34 protein-coding genes are annotated in these 19,066 nt (G+C 71.7%); 14 read left to right on the top strand and 20 right to left on the bottom strand.

Annotation, left to right across the window (positions count from 1 at the left end; all coding sequences use genetic code 11):
• Positions 1–130 precede the first annotated feature (130 nt).
• The gene (locus K4S16_RS44755; RefSeq protein ID WP_160161193.1) at positions 131–637 is read right to left on the bottom strand and encodes an ATP-binding protein; all 507 of its coding nucleotides are present in this window, start codon (positions 635–637) and stop codon (positions 131–133) included.
• Positions 638–1,201: 564 nt separating this feature from the next.
• Between K4S16_RS44755 and K4S16_RS39990 the strand changes: the two genes are divergently transcribed.
• Complete coding sequence (locus K4S16_RS39990; protein WP_160161192.1) at positions 1,202–2,041, top strand: helix-turn-helix transcriptional regulator; 840 nt, start codon at positions 1,202–1,204, stop codon at positions 2,039–2,041.
• Positions 2,038–2,250 carry a DUF397 domain-containing protein gene (locus K4S16_RS39985; RefSeq protein ID WP_235037380.1) on the top strand — a complete coding sequence of 71 codons (213 nt, stop codon included), beginning with the start codon at positions 2,038–2,040 and terminating at the stop codon, positions 2,248–2,250. The genes K4S16_RS39990 and K4S16_RS39985 overlap by 4 nt, the downstream gene beginning before the upstream one ends.
• Before the next feature lie 320 nt (positions 2,251–2,570).
• On the opposite strand, the gene K4S16_RS39980 is transcribed toward K4S16_RS39985, so the two are convergent.
• The 9 genes from K4S16_RS39980 to K4S16_RS39940 all read right to left on the bottom strand — a co-directional run bounded on the left by K4S16_RS39980 (position 2,571) and on the right by K4S16_RS39940 (position 7,078).
• A complete protein-coding gene (locus K4S16_RS39980; protein WP_149264328.1) occupies positions 2,571–3,272 on the bottom strand; it encodes a hypothetical protein in 702 nt (233 codons plus the stop codon).
• Positions 3,269–3,616 carry a hypothetical protein gene (locus tag K4S16_RS39975; RefSeq protein WP_149264327.1) on the bottom strand — a complete coding sequence of 116 codons (348 nt, stop codon included), beginning with the start codon at positions 3,614–3,616 and terminating at the stop codon, positions 3,269–3,271. Before K4S16_RS39975 ends, K4S16_RS39980 begins: the two co-directional genes overlap by 4 nt.
• 14 nt (positions 3,617–3,630) lie before the next feature.
• Positions 3,631–3,981, bottom strand: a complete 351-nt coding sequence (locus K4S16_RS39970; RefSeq protein WP_149264326.1) for a hypothetical protein — start codon at positions 3,979–3,981, stop codon at positions 3,631–3,633.
• A 116-nt stretch (positions 3,982–4,097) separates the two neighbouring features.
• The gene (locus tag K4S16_RS39965; protein WP_149264325.1) at positions 4,098–4,466 is read right to left on the bottom strand and encodes a hypothetical protein; all 369 of its coding nucleotides are present in this window, start codon (positions 4,464–4,466) and stop codon (positions 4,098–4,100) included.
• Entirely contained in the window at positions 4,463–4,879 is a 417-nt protein-coding gene (locus K4S16_RS39960; RefSeq protein ID WP_149264324.1) for a hypothetical protein, read from the bottom strand. The genes K4S16_RS39965 and K4S16_RS39960 overlap by 4 nt, the downstream gene beginning before the upstream one ends.
• The gene (locus tag K4S16_RS39955; RefSeq protein WP_149264323.1) at positions 4,876–5,328 is read right to left on the bottom strand and encodes a hypothetical protein; all 453 of its coding nucleotides are present in this window, start codon (positions 5,326–5,328) and stop codon (positions 4,876–4,878) included. The genes K4S16_RS39960 and K4S16_RS39955 overlap by 4 nt, the downstream gene beginning before the upstream one ends.
• A gap of 80 nt (positions 5,329–5,408) precedes the next feature.
• A complete protein-coding gene (locus K4S16_RS39950) occupies positions 5,409–6,131 on the bottom strand; it encodes a DUF2786 domain-containing protein (RefSeq protein WP_149264322.1) in 723 nt (240 codons plus the stop codon).
• Positions 6,132–6,182: 51 nt separating this feature from the next.
• Entirely contained in the window at positions 6,183–6,623 is a 441-nt protein-coding gene (locus K4S16_RS39945; RefSeq protein ID WP_160161191.1) for a hypothetical protein, read from the bottom strand.
• Positions 6,624–6,649: 26 nt separating this feature from the next.
• Positions 6,650–7,078, bottom strand: coding sequence for a hypothetical protein (locus tag K4S16_RS39940; protein ID WP_149264320.1), 429 nt, complete (start codon positions 7,076–7,078; stop codon positions 6,650–6,652).
• 176 nt (positions 7,079–7,254) lie between these two features.
• Here K4S16_RS39940 and K4S16_RS39935 point away from each other — a divergent pair, with 176 nt between their 5' ends.
• On the top strand, positions 7,255–7,977 hold the full coding sequence (locus K4S16_RS39935) for a hypothetical protein (protein WP_149264319.1): 723 nt from the start codon (positions 7,255–7,257) through the stop codon (positions 7,975–7,977).
• A 119-nt stretch (positions 7,978–8,096) separates the two neighbouring features.
• Here the strand turns inward: K4S16_RS39935 and K4S16_RS39930 are convergent, their stop codons facing one another.
• From K4S16_RS39930 to K4S16_RS39910, 5 genes are all read right to left on the bottom strand, one after another.
• Positions 8,097–8,393, bottom strand: a complete 297-nt coding sequence (locus K4S16_RS39930; RefSeq protein ID WP_160161190.1) for a hypothetical protein — start codon at positions 8,391–8,393, stop codon at positions 8,097–8,099.
• Positions 8,394–8,542: 149 nt separating this feature from the next.
• Complete coding sequence (locus tag K4S16_RS39925; protein ID WP_149264317.1) at positions 8,543–8,827, bottom strand: DUF2829 domain-containing protein; 285 nt, start codon at positions 8,825–8,827, stop codon at positions 8,543–8,545.
• Positions 8,828–8,850: 23 nt separating this feature from the next.
• Positions 8,851–9,915, bottom strand: coding sequence for a glycoside hydrolase domain-containing protein (locus tag K4S16_RS39920; RefSeq protein WP_149264316.1), 1,065 nt, complete (start codon positions 9,913–9,915; stop codon positions 8,851–8,853).
• A 37-nt stretch (positions 9,916–9,952) separates the two neighbouring features.
• On the bottom strand, positions 9,953–11,110 hold the full coding sequence (locus K4S16_RS39915; RefSeq protein ID WP_149264315.1) for a right-handed parallel beta-helix repeat-containing protein: 1,158 nt from the start codon (positions 11,108–11,110) through the stop codon (positions 9,953–9,955).
• A 28-nt stretch (positions 11,111–11,138) separates the two neighbouring features.
• Positions 11,139–11,462, bottom strand: coding sequence for a hypothetical protein (locus K4S16_RS39910; protein ID WP_149264314.1), 324 nt, complete (start codon positions 11,460–11,462; stop codon positions 11,139–11,141).
• Between the two features lie 221 nt (positions 11,463–11,683).
• Here K4S16_RS39910 and K4S16_RS39905 point away from each other — a divergent pair, with 221 nt between their 5' ends.
• The 3 genes from K4S16_RS39905 (at position 11,684) to K4S16_RS39895 (ending at position 12,815) form a co-directional block, all read left to right on the top strand.
• Positions 11,684–11,953, top strand: a complete 270-nt coding sequence (locus K4S16_RS39905) for a hypothetical protein (RefSeq protein ID WP_149264313.1) — start codon at positions 11,684–11,686, stop codon at positions 11,951–11,953.
• Positions 11,950–12,177: a hypothetical protein gene (locus tag K4S16_RS39900; RefSeq protein WP_149264312.1), complete on the top strand. Its 228-nt coding sequence runs from the start codon at positions 11,950–11,952 to the stop codon at positions 12,175–12,177. Before K4S16_RS39905 ends, K4S16_RS39900 begins: the two co-directional genes overlap by 4 nt.
• A gap of 80 nt (positions 12,178–12,257) precedes the next feature.
• Entirely contained in the window at positions 12,258–12,815 is a 558-nt protein-coding gene (locus K4S16_RS39895; protein ID WP_149264311.1) for a 3'-5' exoribonuclease, read from the top strand.
• Positions 12,816–12,870: 55 nt separating this feature from the next.
• Here the strand turns inward: K4S16_RS39895 and K4S16_RS39890 are convergent, their stop codons facing one another.
• Complete coding sequence (locus tag K4S16_RS39890; RefSeq protein ID WP_149264310.1) at positions 12,871–13,452, bottom strand: hypothetical protein; 582 nt, start codon at positions 13,450–13,452, stop codon at positions 12,871–12,873.
• Positions 13,453–13,634: 182 nt separating this feature from the next.
• Between K4S16_RS39890 and K4S16_RS46160 the strand changes: the two genes are divergently transcribed.
• The 3 genes from K4S16_RS46160 to K4S16_RS39880 all read left to right on the top strand — a co-directional run bounded on the left by K4S16_RS46160 (position 13,635) and on the right by K4S16_RS39880 (position 14,806).
• A complete protein-coding gene (locus tag K4S16_RS46160) occupies positions 13,635–13,907 on the top strand; it encodes a DUF6221 family protein (protein ID WP_235037379.1) in 273 nt (90 codons plus the stop codon).
• Positions 13,895–14,305, top strand: coding sequence for a Mov34/MPN/PAD-1 family protein (locus K4S16_RS46155; RefSeq protein WP_235037378.1), 411 nt, complete (start codon positions 13,895–13,897; stop codon positions 14,303–14,305). Before K4S16_RS46160 ends, K4S16_RS46155 begins: the two co-directional genes overlap by 13 nt.
• 108 nt (positions 14,306–14,413) lie before the next feature.
• Positions 14,414–14,806: a hypothetical protein gene (locus K4S16_RS39880; protein WP_149264308.1), complete on the top strand. Its 393-nt coding sequence runs from the start codon at positions 14,414–14,416 to the stop codon at positions 14,804–14,806.
• A 183-nt stretch (positions 14,807–14,989) separates the two neighbouring features.
• Here the strand turns inward: K4S16_RS39880 and K4S16_RS44750 are convergent, their stop codons facing one another.
• Positions 14,990–15,154: a hypothetical protein gene (locus K4S16_RS44750; RefSeq protein ID WP_160161189.1), complete on the bottom strand. Its 165-nt coding sequence runs from the start codon at positions 15,152–15,154 to the stop codon at positions 14,990–14,992.
• 65 nt (positions 15,155–15,219) lie between these two features.
• Between K4S16_RS44750 and K4S16_RS39875 the strand changes: the two genes are divergently transcribed.
• From K4S16_RS39875 to K4S16_RS39865, 5 genes are all read left to right on the top strand, one after another.
• Positions 15,220–15,486: a hypothetical protein gene (locus K4S16_RS39875; protein WP_149264307.1), complete on the top strand. Its 267-nt coding sequence runs from the start codon at positions 15,220–15,222 to the stop codon at positions 15,484–15,486.
• Positions 15,487–15,592: 106 nt separating this feature from the next.
• Positions 15,593–15,742 carry a hypothetical protein gene (locus tag K4S16_RS44745; protein ID WP_160161188.1) on the top strand — a complete coding sequence of 50 codons (150 nt, stop codon included), beginning with the start codon at positions 15,593–15,595 and terminating at the stop codon, positions 15,740–15,742.
• Between the two features lie 67 nt (positions 15,743–15,809).
• A complete protein-coding gene (locus K4S16_RS44740) occupies positions 15,810–15,968 on the top strand; it encodes a hypothetical protein (RefSeq protein ID WP_160161187.1) in 159 nt (52 codons plus the stop codon).
• A 135-nt stretch (positions 15,969–16,103) separates the two neighbouring features.
• Positions 16,104–16,475, top strand: coding sequence for a hypothetical protein (locus K4S16_RS39870; RefSeq protein ID WP_149264306.1), 372 nt, complete (start codon positions 16,104–16,106; stop codon positions 16,473–16,475).
• Between the two features lie 82 nt (positions 16,476–16,557).
• The gene (locus K4S16_RS39865; RefSeq protein ID WP_149264305.1) at positions 16,558–16,989 is read left to right on the top strand and encodes a preprotein translocase subunit YajC; all 432 of its coding nucleotides are present in this window, start codon (positions 16,558–16,560) and stop codon (positions 16,987–16,989) included.
• A gap of 394 nt (positions 16,990–17,383) precedes the next feature.
• Here K4S16_RS39865 and K4S16_RS39860 read toward each other — a convergent pair whose 3' ends face one another.
• The 3 genes from K4S16_RS39860 to K4S16_RS39850 all read right to left on the bottom strand — a co-directional run bounded on the left by K4S16_RS39860 (position 17,384) and on the right by K4S16_RS39850 (position 19,058).
• Positions 17,384–18,052 (bottom strand): hypothetical protein, encoded by a 669-nt coding sequence (locus K4S16_RS39860; RefSeq protein WP_149264304.1) that lies wholly within the window; start codon positions 18,050–18,052, stop codon positions 17,384–17,386.
• Between the two features lie 44 nt (positions 18,053–18,096).
• Positions 18,097–18,330, bottom strand: coding sequence for a hypothetical protein (locus K4S16_RS39855; RefSeq protein WP_149264303.1), 234 nt, complete (start codon positions 18,328–18,330; stop codon positions 18,097–18,099).
• Positions 18,331–18,422: 92 nt separating this feature from the next.
• Complete coding sequence (locus K4S16_RS39850) at positions 18,423–19,058, bottom strand: hypothetical protein (protein ID WP_149264302.1); 636 nt, start codon at positions 19,056–19,058, stop codon at positions 18,423–18,425.
• Positions 19,059–19,066: the final 8 nt, after the last annotated feature.

Raw genomic sequence — 19,066 nt, 5'->3', positions numbered from 1 at the left:
AATCGGCGCGCGGCGACCAGGCCGCGGGCATAGAGGGCGTGTTGAGCAGGCGCGCCCGGACGGGCGCACCGGAGGCGATCGCGGCCGGGGCTCGTCCGGCTCCGGCCGCGATCCGATCAGGGGCCGCCGTTCAGGCGAGGCCGAGGCACCAGGCGGCCGACTCGTCCTCGGCGGCGCGCGCCCCGGCGTCCGGGCCGTCCGCCGGTTCGCGGTCCATCTCGACCCAGACGGTGCAGGCGCCGGTCTCCGGGTCGGTCTTGTAACCCCAGGCGGCGGCGAGCGCGTCCACGATCAGCAGACCGCGCCCACCCAGCTCGGAGGGGTCGGGGCAGCGGGGAGCGGGTAGTGTGTCCCCGCCCTCGTCCGTCACCTCGAACCGGAGCCGCGACCCGCAGGAGGCGTTCAGGCGCACCCGGCTGTCCGGCCGGTGGCCGGCGCGGGAGTGCTGGAGGGAGTTCGTGAGGACCTCCGACAAGAGCAGGCTGACCTCGTCGAGATCGAAGCCGGGGTGGGCTTCGAGCCAGTCGCGCATCCATGCGCGGGCGAGCCTCACCGAGGACTCCTCGGCGGGCCAGACCCCGGTGATGATCGACTCACCGTTGTCGGGGTCTGGTACGATTTCTGTCTGTACGGGCATGTCTGGTCCGTTCCTGGGACCGGCCGCCAGCCGCAGGCCCTGACAGGTCAGGGTCGTCGTCCGCCTTGGCAGAGGCGGGCGACAGGGCATCAACGCTGGCGTCGGTCCCCATCCACTTAACGGGTTAAAAGGCGCTGGGCGACTAGCAGGCGGCAGCACCCCCTCCAGCCCATCGGCACCCCCACCGCCCGGCGAGCGGACCGCACCACGGCGAAGCCTCGCGGCGGCCGACGGCGGCACCCGGTAGGCCGGGACCCGATTCGGAACCCGTACCCGCCGGAATGCGGCGACATGACCGCCGACACTCACGCGACACATTCCGAATCGCGCAATACACGCACCGCGAGTAGCGCTGTTGTGTCACCGTGTGCTCATGCGGGGAAGCTGGCATTTGATCACTATCAGTGAGGTAGGCCGGTAGTGCTACTATCTTCCTCGTAGTTACTACGCGAGACAAGTAGTAACTACGAAGATTGTGGCCGGGTTAGGCCAAACACCTGCCACGCGACCCAACCTCGTGAGACTGAACCGATGCCGCCCAAGACACCCAGCTACGTGCCGTCCGTGAGAGCACGCCGACTGGCCCGCTGGCTCCGCGACTTCCGCACCCGCGCCAAGCTCAGCCAGGAACTCGCCGCGGCCCAGCTCGGCTGGTCGCAGCAGAAGGTGGGCCACCTGGAGACAGGCCGCAACAAGGCCAGCCCGGCTGACGTCGCCCTCCTGCTCGACCTCTACGGCGTCGTCACGCCCGAACGCGAAGCGATCCTCGACCTCGCCGAGCGCGCGGAGCAGCGCGGCTGGTGGACCGACTACTCCGACGTCCTCTCCAGCCCGTACGTCGCACTGGAGGACGAGGCCGCCGAGATCTGCGACTGGGCGCCCCAGGTCGTCCCCGGCCTGCTCCAGACACAGGACTACGCCCGCGCCCTCCTCGAAACCGGGAACCTCGACGGCACCAGCGAGAAGGAGATCGAGCGCCGCCTCATGGCGCGCATGGCCAGGCAGACCATCGTCACCCGGCGCGAGAACCCGCCGGACCTCCACGTCATCCTCGACGAGTCCGTGCTCCACCGGAAGGTCGGCGGCGCGGACGTCCTCGCAGACCAGCTCCACCGCCTCGCCCGAGAGGCCGACCGCCCGAACGTCACCATCCAGGTCCTCCCGACCGGGTCGGGCGAGCACATCGGCCTCGACGGGGCCTTCATCCTGCTGCGCTACGCCGAGCCAGCAGACCCGGATGTCGCCTACACGGAGGGCTTCCACGGGGTCGTGTATCTCGAAGCCCCTCATCTGGTGACGCGATGTAATGTCGCATTTGAGCGCCTTCGCGAGTTGGCGCTCGACCCGCAGGAGTCAGTGGCACTCATCGAAGCCACTGCCGAACAGCAAAGGTCCAGTCCATGAACGAGATCGACCTGTCCCAGGCCCGCTTCCGCAAGAGCTCGCACAGCGGCGACGCCAACAACACCTGCGTCGAGGTGGCCACCAACATCCCCGCCGTCGTGGCCGTCCGCGACAGCGTCGACCCCGAGGGCCCGGCGCTGACGTTCAGCCCCGACGCGTGGCGAGCCTTCACCGGCAAGCTCAAGAACGGCGAGCTCCACACCGCCTGATCCGCTAGAGGAAGGCCCCCGCCACCCCCCAGGTGGCGGGGGCCTCCGCGCATCCGGTCCAGTCCAATGGAGAGATGCGCACCTCGCCCGACCAGGGTAGCTACCAGGACATCCCGGCGTCTTCCACGCGGCGTGTCCCGGCCACCGTGTGCGATCATGCGGATGCCACTCGCCATGTGCCGGGCGGCCCCCGCGCGTGGTCCCCGGCGTGCCGGGGCCGCCCTCCAGGCTCCAGGAGCGCCCCTCGCGGCAGACCTGCGGGAGCCCAGGGTGCAAGGGGGATGGAGTCCCCGAGCCCCCGCAGGAGTCAATGCGGCCGGCTACGAGCGGTCCGGCCCGAGCGGCGGCTCATGCTCGCCGACCTGCTCGACCACCTTGTCCAGGGTCTCCTTGTCGGTGGCCCGGCCCGCCAGCCACTCGTCGATCGCCTCGCCGATGCGGTCGAACGACGCCGACAGGGCCTCGAAGCCGATCGGCTCCGCGTGCGCCGGGTCGTGGGCCCGCAGCCACGCGCCCGCCCCGGCGTGGAGCGGCCGGGCCTGCTCCGGGGCGAGGTAGGCGTAGACGGGGACGGAGATCGCGGGGTGGTCGATGCCCAGCTCCAGGAGCCGCCGCCCGTCCTGGGTGATGTAGCCGGACGCGCGGACCACGGTCCCGCCTTCCGCGCGGACCTCGGCGAACACGGCGTCCCGCGCGCGGTCCCCGGACGGTGGCGGCGGCCCGAACCACGCCGCGATCACGGCCTCCAGGACCTCGGCGAGGGGCTCCCCGCCGTGCACGGTCCGCTTGTAGATGTCCCAGACGTCCCGGGCCGCGATGCCGGGGATGCGGGCCAGCGCGGACCGGTAGGCGTCCGCGACCGCCCCGTAGGGGTAGGTGCCGTCCCCGGTCCGGCCGTCCGAGGTGAAGGCCGGGTCCTCGGAGCGCTGCAACGCGAGCAGCGAGTCCAGGAGCTTGTCGGCCACCTCGCGCACGGTGGCGCGGCGGGGTGTCCCGTGGGGGGTGGTGTCGTTCTCGGTCATGGGCTGCCTCCGGCCCTGTAGCAGTCGGTGTAGGGGGTCTTCTGGCGGGCCAGGCGGTAGATGCTCCGCCCGGCCCGGAAGTAGTGGCCGCCCGGCAGGGGCCGGTCGGCCAGGTGGTTGAGCGCCTCCAGGGCGCTCCGCCGGTCCTCGCACGCCTGGCACGGGTGGTCCCGCACGGCGGCGGCCGGGTGCTCGGCGCACTCGCCGTACGGGGTCCCGTCGTAGCGGCAGGCCGGCCTTCCCGCCTGCCACGCCGCGATCGCGGCGCGGTACGCGTCCGTGGCCGTCTCCAGCTCGGCGACGCAGGTCACCGCGCCCTCGATCACGACGTGGTAGTGCGGCACGGCGGGGCCTCCTCTCAGGCGTGCTCGCTGGCGGGCTCGACGGTCGGCACGACGCGGCGGCAGAACGTCTGGTGGCAGACGAAGCCGCGGCTGACGAGCCCCTCGGCGGTCCAGTGCTCGTAGGGGATGAGCCGCGCGTGCCTGGCCGCGTCGCACACCTCGCCGAGGTGCGCGTGGCGGCCGTCGCCCGTCAGCACGACCTCTCGCGGCGTGCCGAGGGCCTCGGCGATCTCCCTCGTGGTCGCGTCCTGGGCCGCGAGTTCCTCGGCGCGGTCCTGGAGCTCCGCCGACCAGGTGCGCATCGCGACCTTCAGTTCTCCGTGCCGCGCCCGCAGGGGCAGCGCGAGGATCTCCGCAGCGTCCACAGTGACCTCCTGTCCTCTGATCTGTCTCTAATAGTGGCCTGCACCAGGGACTTATCCGGGTAGGCCCGTGCCCGCCCGTAGAGGCGTGTCGCGCCCCTCCGGGTCTGGTGGAGCGGTCAGTCCTTGTAGATCCCGACCGCGAAGGTGGTGATGGGCTCCAGGCGGATCCCGGCCGGCACCGGGACGGGATCGTTGTGGGCCAGCTCGCGGGCCTTGGCGCGGCCCTCCCGTGTGCCGCCCAGCTCGGCGGCGTACAGCTCGACCAGCTCCGGGTCGACGCCCCCGCACCCGGCCCGGTACGCCCACTCGAACGGCCCCACTTCCCAGACCACCGCGAACGCGGTGGAGTGGTCCCGCCAGGACCAGTCCTCGAACAGCTCCGGCGCGGGGCCGTAGGGGTCGCCGAGATCGTCCTGCCAGTACGGCTTGTACTGCTTCTTGATCGCTTCGAGGACCTGCTCGGCCTCCTCGCGGGTGACGGTCATGATCGTTCTCCTTCGGTGTCGATGGTGCAGGCGGGTGCGGGGAAGCGGGGGATGCCGAGGTGGGCGAAGGCGGCCTCCAGCGACGGGAAGTCGCGGGTCGAGCGGGGCAGCGTCAGCGTGAAGGCGGTCCGGTCGGGGTAGTCGGCCTGCCACTCGTCCATCCAGCTGTGCAGCCCGTGCTCGACACGGGCGCGGGTGAAGATCCCGCCGAGGCCGACCTCGTAGATGTGCTCGTGGAACCCGTCCGACTCGGCCTTGCAGAACACCTCGACGCACGCGCAGCTCCCGGCGGTGTCGACGGCGGTCGCCGTGCTCTTCCTGCGGCCCTCGCCCGCGTGGTAGGCGCAGCGCACCCGCGTGCCCTCGCCCTCCACCTCGACCGGCAGGGGCTCGCTGTCCGGGGTGCCGCTCACGACGCCCCTGCCCCGCTGTCCGCGAAGATTTCGGGGACCTCGACCTGGTGTCCGGTGTAGGAGATCGACGTGCGCCGGGCCTGGTCGAGGTAGAAGCGGTGGTACTCGGCGTCGACGAGCCTGTAGCGGCCGAACCAGGGCTGGAGCACGATGTACTCGTTGTCGTGCTCGAACTCGATCGAGCCGTGATAGACGACGAGGTCGCCGGGCTGGAGGGTCGGCCGCTCGGGGTCGATGACCTTCGCGGCGGCGGTGACGCCCTGCCGGGTGAGGATCGGCGGGCCGTCGTCGTCGGTCTGGTCCGGCATGGCGAGGCCGCGGGCGATGAGGGCCTTCACGGTGGCCGGCCTGCCGGTGACGGGGGCGCGGAGGTCGTCGTCCGGGCGGGCGCGTAGCGCGTCGGCCAGGACCTGGCGCATCACCGGGGTCAGCCGTTCCGGTGCGGTCATGGGGTGTGGTCCTTCCTGTCGTTGAACCTGGTCGGGTGGGAGGGGCGCCCCGCCGGACCGCCGGGGCGCCCGTGGTCGGTTCAGCCTCCGGAGAGGGCGTGCCGGTCGCCGGAGTCGGTGCGCTTCTGGCCGATGTCGGCGCGGTTCCCGGCCTCCATCCCTTCGCGGATGCCCACGCTGGAGTACCGGGCCTTGTACGGCTTCGCGTCCGGGTGGGCCTGCTGGAAGCGGGCGTTCACCATGGACTCGCGGTCGGCGAGGACGAGTTCGGCCTTCCCGCTGCTGGCCTTCTGGGCGTCGTCGGCCGCGCGGGACTCGGCCCTCCACACCCTGGCGACGACGGTGGTGATGTAGCCGTAGAGGAAGGACCGCTGCCAGGTCCGCTTGTTCTTCCCGCGCGGCTCGGCGGCCGCGAGGGCGTGCGACATCTGGACGAGCAGGGAGGTGTACAGCAGTTCGAGGCGCTCGATGTCGGACTCGTAGCCGTAGACGTGGACGAGGCACCAGCCCTTGCCGCCGCCGTTGGTGATCCAGATGGCGCGGCAGCGCATCTCGACGGCCAGGGCGCAGAGGAACCGCACCTTCTCGCGGGCCCAGGGCGCCCAGCACTCGATGTGCCGGTCCGTGATCTTGTCGGCGTCGGCGTCGGCCTCTGGGATCATCGCCTGGTCGATCCCGTACTTGGCCATCAGCTCGGCCGCCTTGGCGGTGAGCTCCGCGGCCTCCTCGGGGAACTCGGTGGACTCGGCCTTGGCCAGCAGTGCGCGGATCTTGGCCAGCTTGGGGTTCTGCTCGGTCGTCATCGGAGGGGCGCCTCTCGGTGGGATCGGTAGGGGATCGGTAGGGGTGCGGGGTCAGGGGATGTAGCGGGCGCCGATCTCGTCGGCGATGGCCTGCGCGGAGACCTCCATGGAGGTCCCGGACCAGAGGTCGTCCTCGGTGGCCCAGATCCGCGCGAAGCGGCCTCCCCGGCGCTCGACGATGACGAGGCGGCCGGGCTTGAACGGCGGCATGACCCGGAGGGGGGCGACCTCCTCGGGCAGCCGCTCGACGGTGATCGTGTGCGTGTCCCCCCGGAGGTCGCGGCGGGTGGCGGTGAACTCGGGCTGGCGGGGGGCGCGGCTGAGGTTCGCGGGGGCGACCCGCATGTCCTCGCCGCTGGGGAGGGTCACGGTGGCGCACCGGGTGTAGCCGAGGCTGCGCGCCTCCTCGGGGGTGTCGAGCCGCTGGAAGGCGGCGCGGATGCCGCCCTGCGTGTTCACGGGGGTCCCGGTGGGCAGGTGGCTGGCGTCCATGAGGCGCATGGGGTTCCCTTTCGTGGTCAGGCGGCGGCCGCGCGGTCGCCGTGGTGGTCGGGCAGGGTGGAGGTGAAGGCGTCCACCGCGATGCGGTGGTGGCAGAGGTGCCGCGAGCGCAGTCCGGCGGGGCAGTTGCAGCCGAGCGGGTGCGTCAGGTACACCGCGCCGTCGCTGCCGACCGTGCGGCAGATCCGGCCGCGGAGCAGCACGACCCCGCCGCTGTCGAGCAGCTCCTCGGCGCGGGCCACGAGCCGGGGCTTGTGGGCGTACCGGGTGCGGCCGAGCTCGCGGAGGGCGGTCAGCACCTTGGCGCGGCAGATCCGGCCCATGTGCGCGGAACTGCGGCGTCCGCAGCGGGCGCAGCGGCCGGGCCCGGTGCCGTCCAGGTGGTCCCCCATCTGGTAGCCGTGCTGCCGGATGGCTCGCTCGGTCAGCGTGGGGTCGGTGCGCATCTCGCCTCCTCATCACCTCGTTATGTCCCTAAGTTTGGCCTAATACAGAGCCTATGTCAACGATTGTGGCCTCATTTGGCCAAGACGTCCGATTAGGGCGTCCTCGCTTGACTACGTCCCTATTATAGGCCAAACTTAAGGACATAAGAACAAAGCAACGCACACGGGAGAACGCAATGACCTGGGAACTCAGCATCACGGAGCGGGTCGGCCAGACCCCCACCAGGACGGAGACCTTCTCCGACTGGAACACGCTCCGCGACGAGCTGGAGGCCCAGGGCGTCCCCGGCAGCGCCTACCGCAAGGGCGGCTACCAGCACGCCGGTTACCGCCTCACCTGGCGCGAACTGCCCACCACCACGTCCGAGGAGGACACCGCCATGGAGTACGTCGTCACCAAGTCCGGCCAGCGCAAGCACCCGCTCCGCGCCGACGGCACCGTCCCCTGCGAGGCCGACGCCACCCACCCGGCCACCGGCAAGAAGGCCGACTACAAGGTCTGCGCCAACTGCACGGCCATCCTCGCCGAGGAGGCCGCCGAGCAGGCCACCGAGGCGGCCACTGCCCAGGCCGCCGAGGAGCACAACGTCAAGCTGCGCATCGGCAACCGCGCGCTGACCTTCATCGCGCGCCGCCTGGACCCCGAGGCGAACGCCGGACTGCTGGCCGACATCGAGGCCGCCACGGTCAAGCGCGCCGGCAACGGCTTCAACGCCCACCTCACCACCACGTACACGGGGGCCGCCCAGCTCGTCATGGCGATCTGCGCCCTGCACGAGGACATGAAGGCGAAGAAGGTGCGCACCACCCAGACGGGCTTCCGGGCCCCCTGGCTGCCGGTCCTCGCCCGCAGCATCGAGGCCGCCGCCACCGCCGCCCGCGACAGCGAGGCGGCCTGACCCCCGCACGACGGAGAGGGGGCAACCCGAGGTTGCCCCCTCTCCGTCCGTCCGACCCCAGCCCCAGCTAGCCCCCGGACACCCCCCGCACGGGGCCCACAGGCCAGCTCAGCCCCGCGTCACGCCCCCACCGGCTCCCGCACCTCGAGGTCCACCGACGAGACCTCCAGCCAGACCTTCCTCCCGCACCCGGCCTTCCGCGTCCCCTTGACCGCGTCCAGCTCACGGGACCGCCCCAGGTGGGTGCCGCCGCACGACGGGCACGTGTACGAGAACGCCCACAGCCGCCGCCGCGCACTCGGCGCGTACAGCCGCGCGTACGCACGCGGCAGCAGCGCCTGGTCCAGGGTGAGCTGCACCGGCCGGGGGCGGGGGGTCCCACGGCTCACAGACAGGTGCCGTCCCATGCTGATCATCTCCAGAGTCGAACGGCCAGGGGGATGGCTCCAGTTTAGGCCACAAACGAAGACCATGCGAGGAGAAAGCGCACGTCAGCCCCGCCGGACAGAGCGCGCCCCCGCGCACCCCCTCGGGGGGAGGGACGCGCGGGGGCGCGCAGCCCGGTTCACGGCTCCTGGCCGGCAAGCACCCGCCAGTCCCCCGCCAGGACATCGACCATGGTCGGCTGCCACGGCACGAACGCCCCGTCCGAGTCGTGCAGCATCAGGTACGGGCGGAACCGGCAGATCGTGCCCTGCGGCAGGCCCGTCGCCTCGGCCGTGTTCCTGTTGATCGCGATGCCGTCCGGGTAGCCCTGCTGCAGGACCACCCACCGGCCCGGAGCGTCCCAGCCCGCCCGCGCCACGCGGGAGCCGTCCCGGAGCCGGGCCAGCGCGTATCCGAAGTCCACCGCCGCCTCCTCTCGCCGGGCGGTCAGGCCCGCTCCTGCCGGATCGTGTAGCGGCCGCCGATCGCCCTGGGGGCGGGCCGGTCGGGCGCGCTGCCCTCCGCGCGGAACACCGCGACGGCCGCGTAGACGTGCTGCCCCTTCCGCAGGTACTTCGGCATGGAGCCGGTGACGTACTGGTCGCCGGAGGTGGCGAGGGCGTCGCAGCGGCACTCCGACCACGACCCGGTCGACTTGCCCTTCGCCCAGTCGTGGACCTCGAAGCGGAGCTGGTACTGGTCGCCCGGCGCGAGGCCGCGGACCTGGATCACGGCGTCGAGGTCAGCCCAGGAGGAGTCGGGGGCCACGTATCCGGGGTAGTCGCCGTCGGCGTGGGCGTCGCCGGGGTCGGCGTTCTCCCTGTCCCAGCGGATGTTCGTGAACTGGCCCCAGGCGAGCTCCTGCGCCTTGCTCTTGCTGAGGCTGGTCCGCAGCGGCGGCATGTCCTCGTCCCCCTTCTCGGGCGCGACGCCCACGCGCCACTGCCCGTAGTCGCTGGCCATGGCGTGGTCGTAGTCCAGGCCGACGCCGTCGATCCTGTGGTCGTTGGAGTACTGGCGGAGGTGCGCGCGGGCGTCCCAGCGGCCACCGGACCAGGCGTAGGTCTGCCACCCGTAGGTGATCTTCTTTGCGTCGAACGCGCGCTTCACGGGCCAGTAGCCGCCGTAGAGACCGACCCGCTCCACGCCGATCACGCTGGCCGCGCCGTCCAGGTAGGCGTGGATCTCGTCCTGCTGCGCCGCGGTGGCGTCCCAGTCGGCGGCGAAGTAGATCGGCCGCCCGGGCGGCATCCCGCACGCCTTCGCCTGCGCGTCCGCGTGCCGGGCGTCGTCGGCCCCGGCCGCGCGGCCAGCCAGCGGTCTGCGGGCGGTGGTCTCCCACACGGCCACCAGCCATATCCCGGCGTCGGACAGCCGGACGGCCTCGGCGCGGGTGAGATTCTTGCCGGTCGTGTCGTGGGACAGGTAGCGGCACGCGAACTCCGCTCCGGCCCGTTTGAGGGCGGCGGTGCCGGGGCGGCCCCACGCGTAGTCGACCCCGAACACGGGCATTTCGGCCTCCGGCCTGGGGGGCGGGGAGGAGGCGGCGTCAGGCTGCGTCGGTCGCGGCGATGATCACGTTCGTCGAGACGTCCTCGATGGCGCCGAGGTTCCCGGAGGCGGCCAGGTAGTTCCCGTACCGCTGGCACCGGTCGCAGGTGCTGGTCAGCGACAGCCCGTACCGGGCGTGCGGCCCGACCGAGCGGCGGCGAACCCGGTTCCCGGTGATCTGCACGAGGTTGCAGGTGTTCGAGATCCGGATCCCGTAGTGGACGCTGTCCTCCGACTTGCCGGACCCGATGACCGTGTTACCCCGGATGCCGATCTGGCTGCACCCGTTGTTCACCCAGATCCCGGACCGCCCCGAGTCGAACACCTGGTTGCCGAGCACGTCCGTGTGGTACGTGCTGTCCCGGACCGCGATGCCCTCCCCAAGTGAGGCTTTCACCGTGTTGTTGACGATGAGCGACTCTGACCACTTGTAGGTGCGGACACCGGAGTCGGTGACCTGGTCGAACACGTTCCGGGCGACGCGGATCCCGCTGTGCGCGGTGGCCCCGCAGTTGTGCGAACCGACGCCGCGCGGCCAGGACTGCGTGCCGGGCGTGCCGGAGGGGCCGACCAGGCAGCCCGTGACCGACGCGTCCTGGCACGGGGTCTCGTCGTAGGGGCCGCCCCACGGGTAGGCGGTCGTGCTCGTGGCGGCGTCGAACTGGACCGCCTCGGAGCCGCCCCGGTCACCGGTGTGCCAGAACCCCATGAAGCGGCTGTCGCGGACGCGGGTGTTCTTGCAGGCGTTGAACTCGACGGCGTGCCAGCCGGGGACGTCCTGCACGGTGACGTCCCGGACCGTGATGTCCTCGGCGTGCGCGAAGGCGAGCGCCCCCGAGTACTCGGTCCGCACGACCCCGTTGACGTCCCACAGGCCGCCCTCGACCAGGATCCCGCCGGGCCCGCCGTACCCGCCGGAGGAGGAGCCGCCGGGCGGCGTGTTGGTCAGCATGACCTCCGGCGAGGCGCGGAGCAGGACCGCGCCCGGCTCCAGGGTCAGCCTGGTCCGCGCCGGGATCCGGAGGGGCAGGGTCGCCAGCAGGTACACGCCGGGGGGCACGTAGATCCAGCCGCCTGCGGTGAGGGCGTCTTGGAAGGCCGCGGAGTCGTCGGCGACGCCGTCTCCGATGGCGCCCCGGTCTCTGACGTTGATCACGGCGCCTCGCAGGCGCGCGTCGGGAAGGTCATGATGATCCTCCTGTGAGGTTGATCAGTCCGAAGAACAGGGTGACCATAACCCCTACCGCGCCGACGATCGCGCTGACAGCCGCGACCGTCCTGCGGCTCTTGCTGTCCAGCTCGGCGCGGGTGATGGTCGTTCTCTCCTGCATCCGCAGCCGGCCTTCCATCTCGTCGAGGCGCTGCTGGTGCCGGTCGATCTGGGTCTGCTGGGCCCGGAGCTGCCCGAGTATCTGCTCGTTCTGGAGAACACCCCGGTATGCCAGGTCATAGATGGCTTTGGCGTCGATCGTGACGCCGCCGAGGGGTGCCTGGGAAGGGTCCGGCATGGGGTCAACGGTACGTTCACGGCCGCGGGGTTCCCGTGATCGCCACGGTCCGGGCGGGGCGGGTCCGCGCGGGGCGCTGTGCCGATCCCAAGCCCGGCCCCGGAGGCGCGGACCCGCCCGCGTCGGAGGAGACGCCTGCGGTTCCGTCGCCCACAGTACGCGGATGATCCGCTCTCCGTCTCGGGTTTCGGTCCGTCCGTTGACCGATGGACAATGCCTCCATGGCGGACCCTCGGACCGGTATCAAGCTCACGCAGGAGACCCACGCCTACCTGGAGGCCATGAAACGCGGCGGCCAGACCCACTCGGACACCGTGGTCCGGGCGATCGAGGAATCCGCCGGGTTCCGCGAGTGGGCCGGCCTGCCCCCCGCACCTGCCCCAGACCCGGAGCCGGGGCAGGACGCCGAGGCGCCCGTCCCGGCGGAACCGGTGCAGGGCGCGCTGGCCGCGCAGCGGCGCCTGCGGCGGGAGAGGGAGGCGCGCCGGTGAGGGTCGTTACCCAGTACGTGACCAAGCTCGGCGCAGTCGCCGACAGCCCCGAACCGTCACACGTCGGGGTGGAGGACGCCGTGGCGGCGGCGGGCCGGGTCCTGGAGATGCCCGACAGCACGGTGATCCTCGTCCACACGATCAGCGGCGGCGCGGTCGCGGTCCGCGTCTCGGAGCTCGACCACATCGCGGTCGAGCCGCGCGAGGACGGGCCCGCGGCTTGATGTCCTCTCCCGGATTGACCTATGCCCTCACAGTAGGCCAAAATTGAGGACATAAGGAAGCGATCCGCACCGGAGGCCGCATGACCAAGATCTACTACGACACCGAGTTCCACGAGCAGGGCCCGGACTCCCCGATCGACCTCATCTCGATCGGCATGGTCACCGAGCACGGCAGCGAGCTGTACGCCGTCTCCAGCGAGTTCGACCAGAACGCCGTCCGCGCCAACCCCTGGCTCGTCGAGAACGTGTGGCCGTCCCTGCCCACCTACAAGCACCCCAAGGGCGTCCGCTGCGCCTGCGGCCCCGGCCACCTCGACCGCGCACACCCGGACGTCCGGTCCCGGCCCCAGATCGCCCGCATGGTCCAGCGGTTCATCACCGCCGTCCCCGACCCCGTCCTGGTCGCCTACTACGGCTCCTACGACCACGTCGTGCTCGCGCAGCTCTGGGGCCGCATGGCGGACATGCCCGAGGGCGTGCCCATGTGGACCTGGGACATCCGCCAGGAGATGCACTGCCTCGGCGTCGACGAGCTCCCGAGGCAGGAAGAGGGCCAGCACAACGCCCTCGCCGACGCGCGCCACAACAAGGTCATGGACGATTACCTCACCGGCGTCCGGCTCCGGCGCGGGCTCTGAGACAGTGAGAGGCGGCCCCCGATCGTCCGGGGGCCGCCTTCTGCGCGGTGTCGTGTCAGCGGCGTCCGAGCCGGTCCAGGAGCGCCAGCATGGGCGGGTCGCCGGGGAGCACCCGGTCCCGGTACTCGCCGTAGGCGCCCTCCAGCCAGGACGGCATGCCCATCACGGGGTTGAGGGGCTTGGACCGGGCTGTCCGGAGGAGCCGACGCCCCGCCTCTCGGAAGTCGTCCACGATCAGCGTGGCCAGCGCGGCGATGTGCGGGTGGACGTAGTCCTCGACGACCGTGCCCCGGTAGGCCAGCCTGTCGGCCCGGTACTTGGTGTTGCGGGGCGCGACGACGAGGATCGGGACCCGGAACGCGGCCGCGGCCGCCATCTCGACCCCGACGCCGAGGCCGCGCCGCTCCCTGGCGTCGACGACCACAACGTCCGAGGCGGCCACCTGGTAGACGTCCCGGCCGAACTGCGCGCGCGTGCTGATCCCGGCCGGCAGCGGGCCGTCGTTCTCGAAGAAGACGACCTCGGACGGGGCGGCGCCCTCGGCGACCTGGGCCCGCTCGGTGTCGGACCAGCACGCCTTCTTCTCGTCCGCGACGCCCTTCTTGATCGACCCCGAGGGGTAGACGGCGATGACCAACGGTTCCTCCTCCGGTGCGGGCGGCGGTCCCCGGTGGTCGCCCCCGGGCGGCACCGTAGCGGCCGGACCGCTCCGGCCGGGGCGGGTCGCGGGAACCCGTGCGGAGCCCGGCGAGGTGCGCGGCCCCGGACGCCCAGGCGGGCGATTATGGATCATCGTTCGCCGTCTCGGGAGGTGCGGGGGTGGAGGGGCTCTACCCGTGGTACCTGGACCAGCTCGACACGGACGCGCAGAAGGCGCGCCAGGTGCTCGCGCACCCGCACCGGACCCTGCGCATCATCCGCGCGCTGCGCGCGATCGCGGCGCGGCACGCGCCGGGCCCGGAGCGCGCGGACGGCTCGCGGCGGTGCCGGTCGTGCCAGGCCGTCTCGCCGTGCGAGGAGCTGCGGCTGCTGGCGTCGGCCTACGACGACCGGCCCGGCTACGTGTCCGGGTGGCGCCCGTGGGGCTCGTGATCTCCGGCGGGCTGCTCGACGCGATCGTGGAGCACGCCCGCTCCGAGCACCCGTTCGAGGCGTGCGGGATCGTCGCGGGCCCGGCCGGCAGCGGCAGGCCGGTCCGGCATGTGCCGATGGCCAACGCGTCCGGCGACCGGCGGCGGCGGTTCCGGTTCGATCCGGAGGAGCAGCTCGCGGTGTGGCGGGAGATGGACGCGCGCGGGGAGGATCCGGTGGTGGTGTACCACTCGCATCCGCGCGGCGGCGCGTACCCGTCGCGGGAGGACGTGCGGGCGGCGTGGGATCCGGGGGTCCACTACCTGATCGTGTCGCTGCGGGGCGGGTCGCCGGAGGTGCGCTCGTTCCGGGTCGGGGGCGGGTGCGCGGACGAGGAGCCGGTCACGCTGCGGGGCTGACCGGCAGGGGCTCTCGTGGTTCGTGCGGGGTCGCCACTCGATTGTTATGTCCCTGAAATTGGCCTATAATAGAGGCATAAGCGACAGTAGCCCCCGAGGAGGAAACGCATGGAACCGTTCTCCGAGATGATCGAGGTGCTGTTCCTCGACCTCATGGTCTCCTACTTCCACACCGCCCCCGGCGAGCCGCGCACCTACCTGGTGGAGTCGTTCGACAGGGCCATTCACGGCCCGCTCGTCGCCGAGCCGCCGACGCCGCCCGAGAACCCCGAGCACGGGGTCAAGGTCACCTTCGGGGGCGGGGGCGAGCCCGCCGAGATCGGGAACTGGGGTCTCCGGGGCAGCCTCCAGGTCACCCACATCACCACCGACGCCCCCCAGGTGCGGCCCTACCCCGGCAGCCCCGACCCCCTCGCGGAGATGGCCGAGGAGGACCCCGAGACCGCCGACCTCGCGCGCCTCCTGGCCGCCGCGATCGCCCGCCTCTACACCGAGTTCTAGCCGCGGCCGCTCACGAGGCGCTCAGCGCGCCTGTGAGCGGCCGCGCAGGCTTCCCGGCCAGTGAGCCCCAGGCACCGCGCCGCACGCGGAAGGGGGGCAACCTCAGGTTGCCCCCCTTCTTCACGTGGCAGGTCGGGGCAGTGAATCCCCTGGCCAGCGACCGCCAGGGCCGCAGCGGGCCTCTCAGCGGAGCGTGAGCCATCGCTCGCCCCTGCCGAGCGCGCGGTGGTCCTCGACGTCGTAGCCGAGCCGCTCCAGCCGGGTGATCAGCGCCTGACCCGGGCCCCACTCCGGCGGGCACTCGATGTAGACCTGGCGGTGGTCGGGTGCGGTGGGCGTCGGGTCCATCCGGGCACTGTACGGCTCCGCGCGCCGTCCCGGCCGCTCTGGGGGCCGCGTTGCACAATGGCCGCGTGACGACCGACCCCCCGCCGTCCGGCACGCCCGAGTACCGCTGGTGGGCTGCGGGCGCGAAGGCCGAGGCCGAGATCCGCACCGTGGGGCGGAGCAGGGCCGGCCTTGAGGTCCGCGGCTTCGTCGACGGGTGCGCGCAGCACGAGCACGGCATGAGCGAGGCCGAGATCGCGGCGTTCGCGTTCAGGGTGTACGCGCTGGCGGGGCGGCCGCGCCGGGAGCAGCTCCGGCTCCTGTGGCGTCTGTACCGCACGGCCGTGAGGTAGGCGTCCGGCCAGTTCAGGTGTCCTCTCGGGACGCCCCGCAGCTTGTTATGTCCCTATATTTGGCCTAGAATAGAGTCAGAATAGCGCAGAGAGGAACGGAAGCCAGATGGACGAATGCGAACTGTGCGAGGAGCCGTTCGAGCAGGACGAGGACGAGATGCCGGACGGCGGCGACATCGGCCACTTCATCCGAGGCGGCAAGACGATCGTCGCGCACGGCCAGTGCGGACTGGACGCCGGGCTGCGCCTGGCCTGACGAGCGAGGGGCCGGGGGCGCGACGCCCCCGGCCCAGGGTCCCGACCACCGAGCAGAGGAAGGCGACATGGACGAGGACTACAGAACGTGCGAGCTGTGCGGCGAGCGGATCAAGACCGACGCCCACGGGTTCCCCATCGAGGAGGCGGGCGAGTTCACCAAGGGCGACGACTCGGTGATCGCGCACGCGCAGTGCGGCCTGGACGCGGGCCTGGAGCTGGCCTGACCGACCGGCGGGCGCGGCTCCGCGCCAGACATCACCGCGCTCTGTCATCTCGGGTCGCACACGGCTTGCTATGTCCCTAAAGTTGGCCTATAATAGAGACATAAGCAAACAGCAAAGCGCTAAGGAGACAGAGACATGGCCACCATCCACGACATCCAGCTCGAAGCCGACTGGTACGCGATCAACGACTACGGCAGCGTGCAGGACAAGATCGCTCGTGAGATGGCCGAGAAGGAGCGCCGAGCGGTCGAGGATGCCCGGAACGAGCCGGGTACCCGGCGCACGGCCGACGGGGTCGTGACCTGGAGCCGCAGCGAGGCCGTGATCCTCGACCAGGCCGAGATGCTGATCGGCCGCACGTGGAACGCGATGATCAGGCCGGGCCTGCGCAAGGTCGAGATCATCGACTTCGACGTCGAGGACCACTCCGGCGAGTACAAGCTCTTCCTGATCGTCCAGTACCGGGGCCGGACCTACCGGATCTTCCCCGGCGAGCTGCGGAACTGATCACCAGCGAACATCCCCTGCGAGATGGAGCGGCCCCCGGCCGCCCCATCTCCTACCTATCCGATCTGAAAGGAGTCCGCGGATGTGGATTCTCGAAACGGGCCCGGAGATCGCGTCCTCCAGAGCCGCCGCCTGCGAAACCCGCAGGGAGCTGCAGGAGCACCTCGACCGCCACGGCGTACCGCGCGACGCCTGGGGCCAGCACGAGGCCGCGCGGAGGCGCCACCTCCTCGGCCCGGACGACGCCTACCCGACCTGGTACTGGGCCGAGGTGGACGGCCGCACCTACCGCTGGAAGGAGGTCCTGGAGTTCCATCAGGCCGAGGTCGGGGACGAGATCCTGTCCATGCCCGGCACCAACGGCGGGCCCCTGATCATGGGCACAGTGGTCGAGGCGACCCCGGAAGCGGTCGTGATCGAAACCTGGTCCCGCACCAGGCACCCCATCACGCCCTACCGGTGGGCGCGCCGCGAGACGATGCGCATCGGCCACCCGGCACCGGACGCGGCATGACCGGGCCGGGTTATCCACAGTTCCCCGGTCCGGGGAACCCCCGGTGAGCCGCCGCCTACGGTCGGAGGGCATGGACGCCTTCAGACGAGCCGTGTCCGGATTGGCGACGCTGAGCGCGTGGCTGGCGCGGTTACCACCCGGCCCCCGCGCCGGCACCCGCCGCAGAAGCACCATGACGAGTCCGCCGCCTCCAGCACCGTGCCGCCCGGCAGAACAGGCCGGGCGGCCGGATGCGCCTCCAGGTCCTCACGGAGCCGCTGGAGCGCGTCGGCGGGCAGCTCGACGAACACCGGCGACAGGTCGTCCCCGCTGGTGATGCACACGTGCGGGAGCCCGTGGTCCGCGCACACGCGGCACGCGGGGCAGATGCTCCCCCCTGCCCTCGCCCGGCCGGTCATCGCGCGGCCGGGGTCGGGGTGGCCGGGTGGCGGTCGTAGTCCTCGGGGAAGTCGAAGTCGTCGGTGGCGTCGTCGATCTCGTGGAAGTGGCGCGGCACCACCCGGTGCAGGCCGAGGGGCGTGCCCTGGATGGAGCGGAGCAGCAGCCACCCGTCCGGCCGCTTGGTCGCCCCGGTCCGGGGGACCTCGGCGATGGCGGCGAGGTGGCGGTCCAGGAGCTCGTGATGCTCGGGCCACCACGACACGGCGAAGATCTCTCCCCACGGGGTATTCGTGACCTTGGAGGGTCCCTTGCGGCCGAACACGATGTAGTCCCGGCGGTCCGTCGCGCCGATCACGGCGGCCGCGGCGTCGGTGAAGTAGCAGTCGCCGAGCATGAGGACCGTGCGGCCCGTGGTGGACCACAGGTCGCGGGTGGAGGCGTACTCGGAGGGGTGGTCCTCGTCGCGGACGTGGCGGGTCACCCGGTCCTGGAGGCCGGCCGGGGGCTCGTAGCCGGGGCGGCTCGGTGTCGTGTAGTGGACGTCCTCGCTGATCCTGGCGGCCTGGGCGAGGGTGCGGTGGAGCAGGGGGGTGCCGTCCGCCAGCGGTGCGAGGTGGGAGGGGACGCCGAGGTAGCCGCCCCATTTCCGCTGGTGTCCAGCGCAGGTGACGATCACGCGCATTCGCTGCCGGTCCTCCGGTCGGGGGGTGTGCGCCGGGGCGGGCTTTACTCGCCTTTGGCCTTGATCGCGCGGGTCAGGACGCCCCCGGTGCGGCCGGTCAGCCGGGCGACCTCTTCGGCCGCCTCGTTCGCGGCGTCCGCCCTGCCCCGGCGGTAGGCGGCGTCCGTGTCCGCCTCCTCGGCGGCCTTGCGCGCCTTGTCGGCCTCGTCGCGTGCCCGGCCGAGCTGTCCGGTCAGGTCCTCTACCTCGGCTTCGAGTTCCGCCTTGGTCTTGCCCATTGCGCCCCCTGACGTCGGGAAACCCGTGGCCAGTGTGCCTGATCTCCCGGGCGGGTGCCGGTGAGGCTGCGGCGTGTTGCCCGAAGCCGCCGCTACAGGAAGTAGCTGACCCCGTTGAGCGCGATCCAGGTGGGGAGAGGCGCGCTGTCGGTGGTCTCGCCGAACACGGCCGCGGTGCCGTCCGTGTTGAAGTCGATCTTCACGTCGTTGGTGATGGCCGCGTTCCTCGGGGCGAGGACCGTGCGGCGGACACTGGGGCGCGCTATGGCGGGGACGGTGGTGATCACGCTCCCGGAGCCCCGGTTCACCGCGCCGCGCCACTCGACCATCCTGGTCCCGTAGGAGTCGAGCACCCGGAATTGCAGGGTGCCGTTCTCGTTGGCGTTGTGGGTGTATCCGGCTGCGAGGGTGGGGGCGGTCCAGTCCTGGACCAGACCCATGCTGGAGCCCGTCCTGATCGCGCCGATGATCAGGTAGGTGTTGCCGACCGGGACCAGGACGACCCGGTCCGCCGGGCGCGGCTGGTAGGGCGCCATGACCGGGTACAGCTTCCCGGACATGGTGGCCTCGCCGTCGAACGTCACGCGGGGGAGGGTGCCGGTGGCGTAGCTGGCCGGGTCGTAGGCGGGGTCGACGGTGGCGAGCTTGACCGGCCGGTTCGCCGAGGACGGTTCCGCCTGCGCCTGCGCGTAGCCGGTGACGTCCGCGAGGAACGAGAGCGCGTCCATCCGGGGGC

The sequence above is a fragment of the Actinomadura sp. K4S16 genome, assembly GCF_008327685.1.
Classification (GTDB): domain Bacteria; phylum Actinomycetota; class Actinomycetes; order Streptosporangiales; family Streptosporangiaceae; genus Spirillospora.
This window is presented reverse-complemented; position numbering and strand designations above follow the sequence as displayed.

Coding starts and splice junctions, on each gene's coding strand:
- K4S16_RS39940 (WP_149264320.1), bottom strand. CDS start 7,078: ATGCGCACCGACCCCACGCTGACCGAGCGAGCCATCCGGCAGCACGGC.
- K4S16_RS39870 (WP_149264306.1), top strand. CDS start 16,104: ATGGCCACCATCCACGACATCCAGCTCGAAGCCGACTGGTACGCGATC.
- K4S16_RS39895 (WP_149264311.1), top strand. CDS start 12,258: ATGACCAAGATCTACTACGACACCGAGTTCCACGAGCAGGGCCCGGAC.
- K4S16_RS39985 (WP_235037380.1), top strand. CDS start 2,038: ATGAACGAGATCGACCTGTCCCAGGCCCGCTTCCGCAAGAGCTCGCAC.
- K4S16_RS44740 (WP_160161187.1), top strand. CDS start 15,810: ATGGACGAGGACTACAGAACGTGCGAGCTGTGCGGCGAGCGGATCAAG.
- K4S16_RS39850 (WP_149264302.1), bottom strand. CDS start 19,058: ATGGACGCGCTCTCGTTCCTCGCGGACGTCACCGGCTACGCGCAGGCG.
- K4S16_RS39945 (WP_160161191.1), bottom strand. CDS start 6,623: ATGGACGCCAGCCACCTGCCCACCGGGACCCCCGTGAACACGCAGGGC.
- K4S16_RS39965 (WP_149264325.1), bottom strand. CDS start 4,466: ATGACCGTCACCCGCGAGGAGGCCGAGCAGGTCCTCGAAGCGATCAAG.
- K4S16_RS44745 (WP_160161188.1), top strand. CDS start 15,593: ATGGACGAATGCGAACTGTGCGAGGAGCCGTTCGAGCAGGACGAGGAC.
- K4S16_RS44750 (WP_160161189.1), bottom strand. CDS start 15,154: ATGGACCCGACGCCCACCGCACCCGACCACCGCCAGGTCTACATCGAG.
- K4S16_RS39865 (WP_149264305.1), top strand. CDS start 16,558: ATGTGGATTCTCGAAACGGGCCCGGAGATCGCGTCCTCCAGAGCCGCC.
- K4S16_RS39920 (WP_149264316.1), bottom strand. CDS start 9,915: ATGCCCGTGTTCGGGGTCGACTACGCGTGGGGCCGCCCCGGCACCGCC.
- K4S16_RS39935 (WP_149264319.1), top strand. CDS start 7,255: ATGACCTGGGAACTCAGCATCACGGAGCGGGTCGGCCAGACCCCCACC.
- K4S16_RS39860 (WP_149264304.1), bottom strand. CDS start 18,052: ATGCGCGTGATCGTCACCTGCGCTGGACACCAGCGGAAATGGGGCGGC.
- K4S16_RS39950 (WP_149264322.1), bottom strand. CDS start 6,131: ATGACGACCGAGCAGAACCCCAAGCTGGCCAAGATCCGCGCACTGCTG.
- K4S16_RS39880 (WP_149264308.1), top strand. CDS start 14,414: ATGGAACCGTTCTCCGAGATGATCGAGGTGCTGTTCCTCGACCTCATG.
- K4S16_RS39980 (WP_149264328.1), bottom strand. CDS start 3,272: ATGACCGAGAACGACACCACCCCCCACGGGACACCCCGCCGCGCCACC.
- K4S16_RS44755 (WP_160161193.1), bottom strand. CDS start 637: ATGCCCGTACAGACAGAAATCGTACCAGACCCCGACAACGGTGAGTCG.
- K4S16_RS39910 (WP_149264314.1), bottom strand. CDS start 11,462: ATGCCGGACCCTTCCCAGGCACCCCTCGGCGGCGTCACGATCGACGCC.
- K4S16_RS39930 (WP_160161190.1), bottom strand. CDS start 8,393: ATGATCAGCATGGGACGGCACCTGTCTGTGAGCCGTGGGACCCCCCGC.
- K4S16_RS39855 (WP_149264303.1), bottom strand. CDS start 18,330: ATGGGCAAGACCAAGGCGGAACTCGAAGCCGAGGTAGAGGACCTGACC.
- K4S16_RS39905 (WP_149264313.1), top strand. CDS start 11,684: ATGGCGGACCCTCGGACCGGTATCAAGCTCACGCAGGAGACCCACGCC.
- K4S16_RS39955 (WP_149264323.1), bottom strand. CDS start 5,328: ATGACCGCACCGGAACGGCTGACCCCGGTGATGCGCCAGGTCCTGGCC.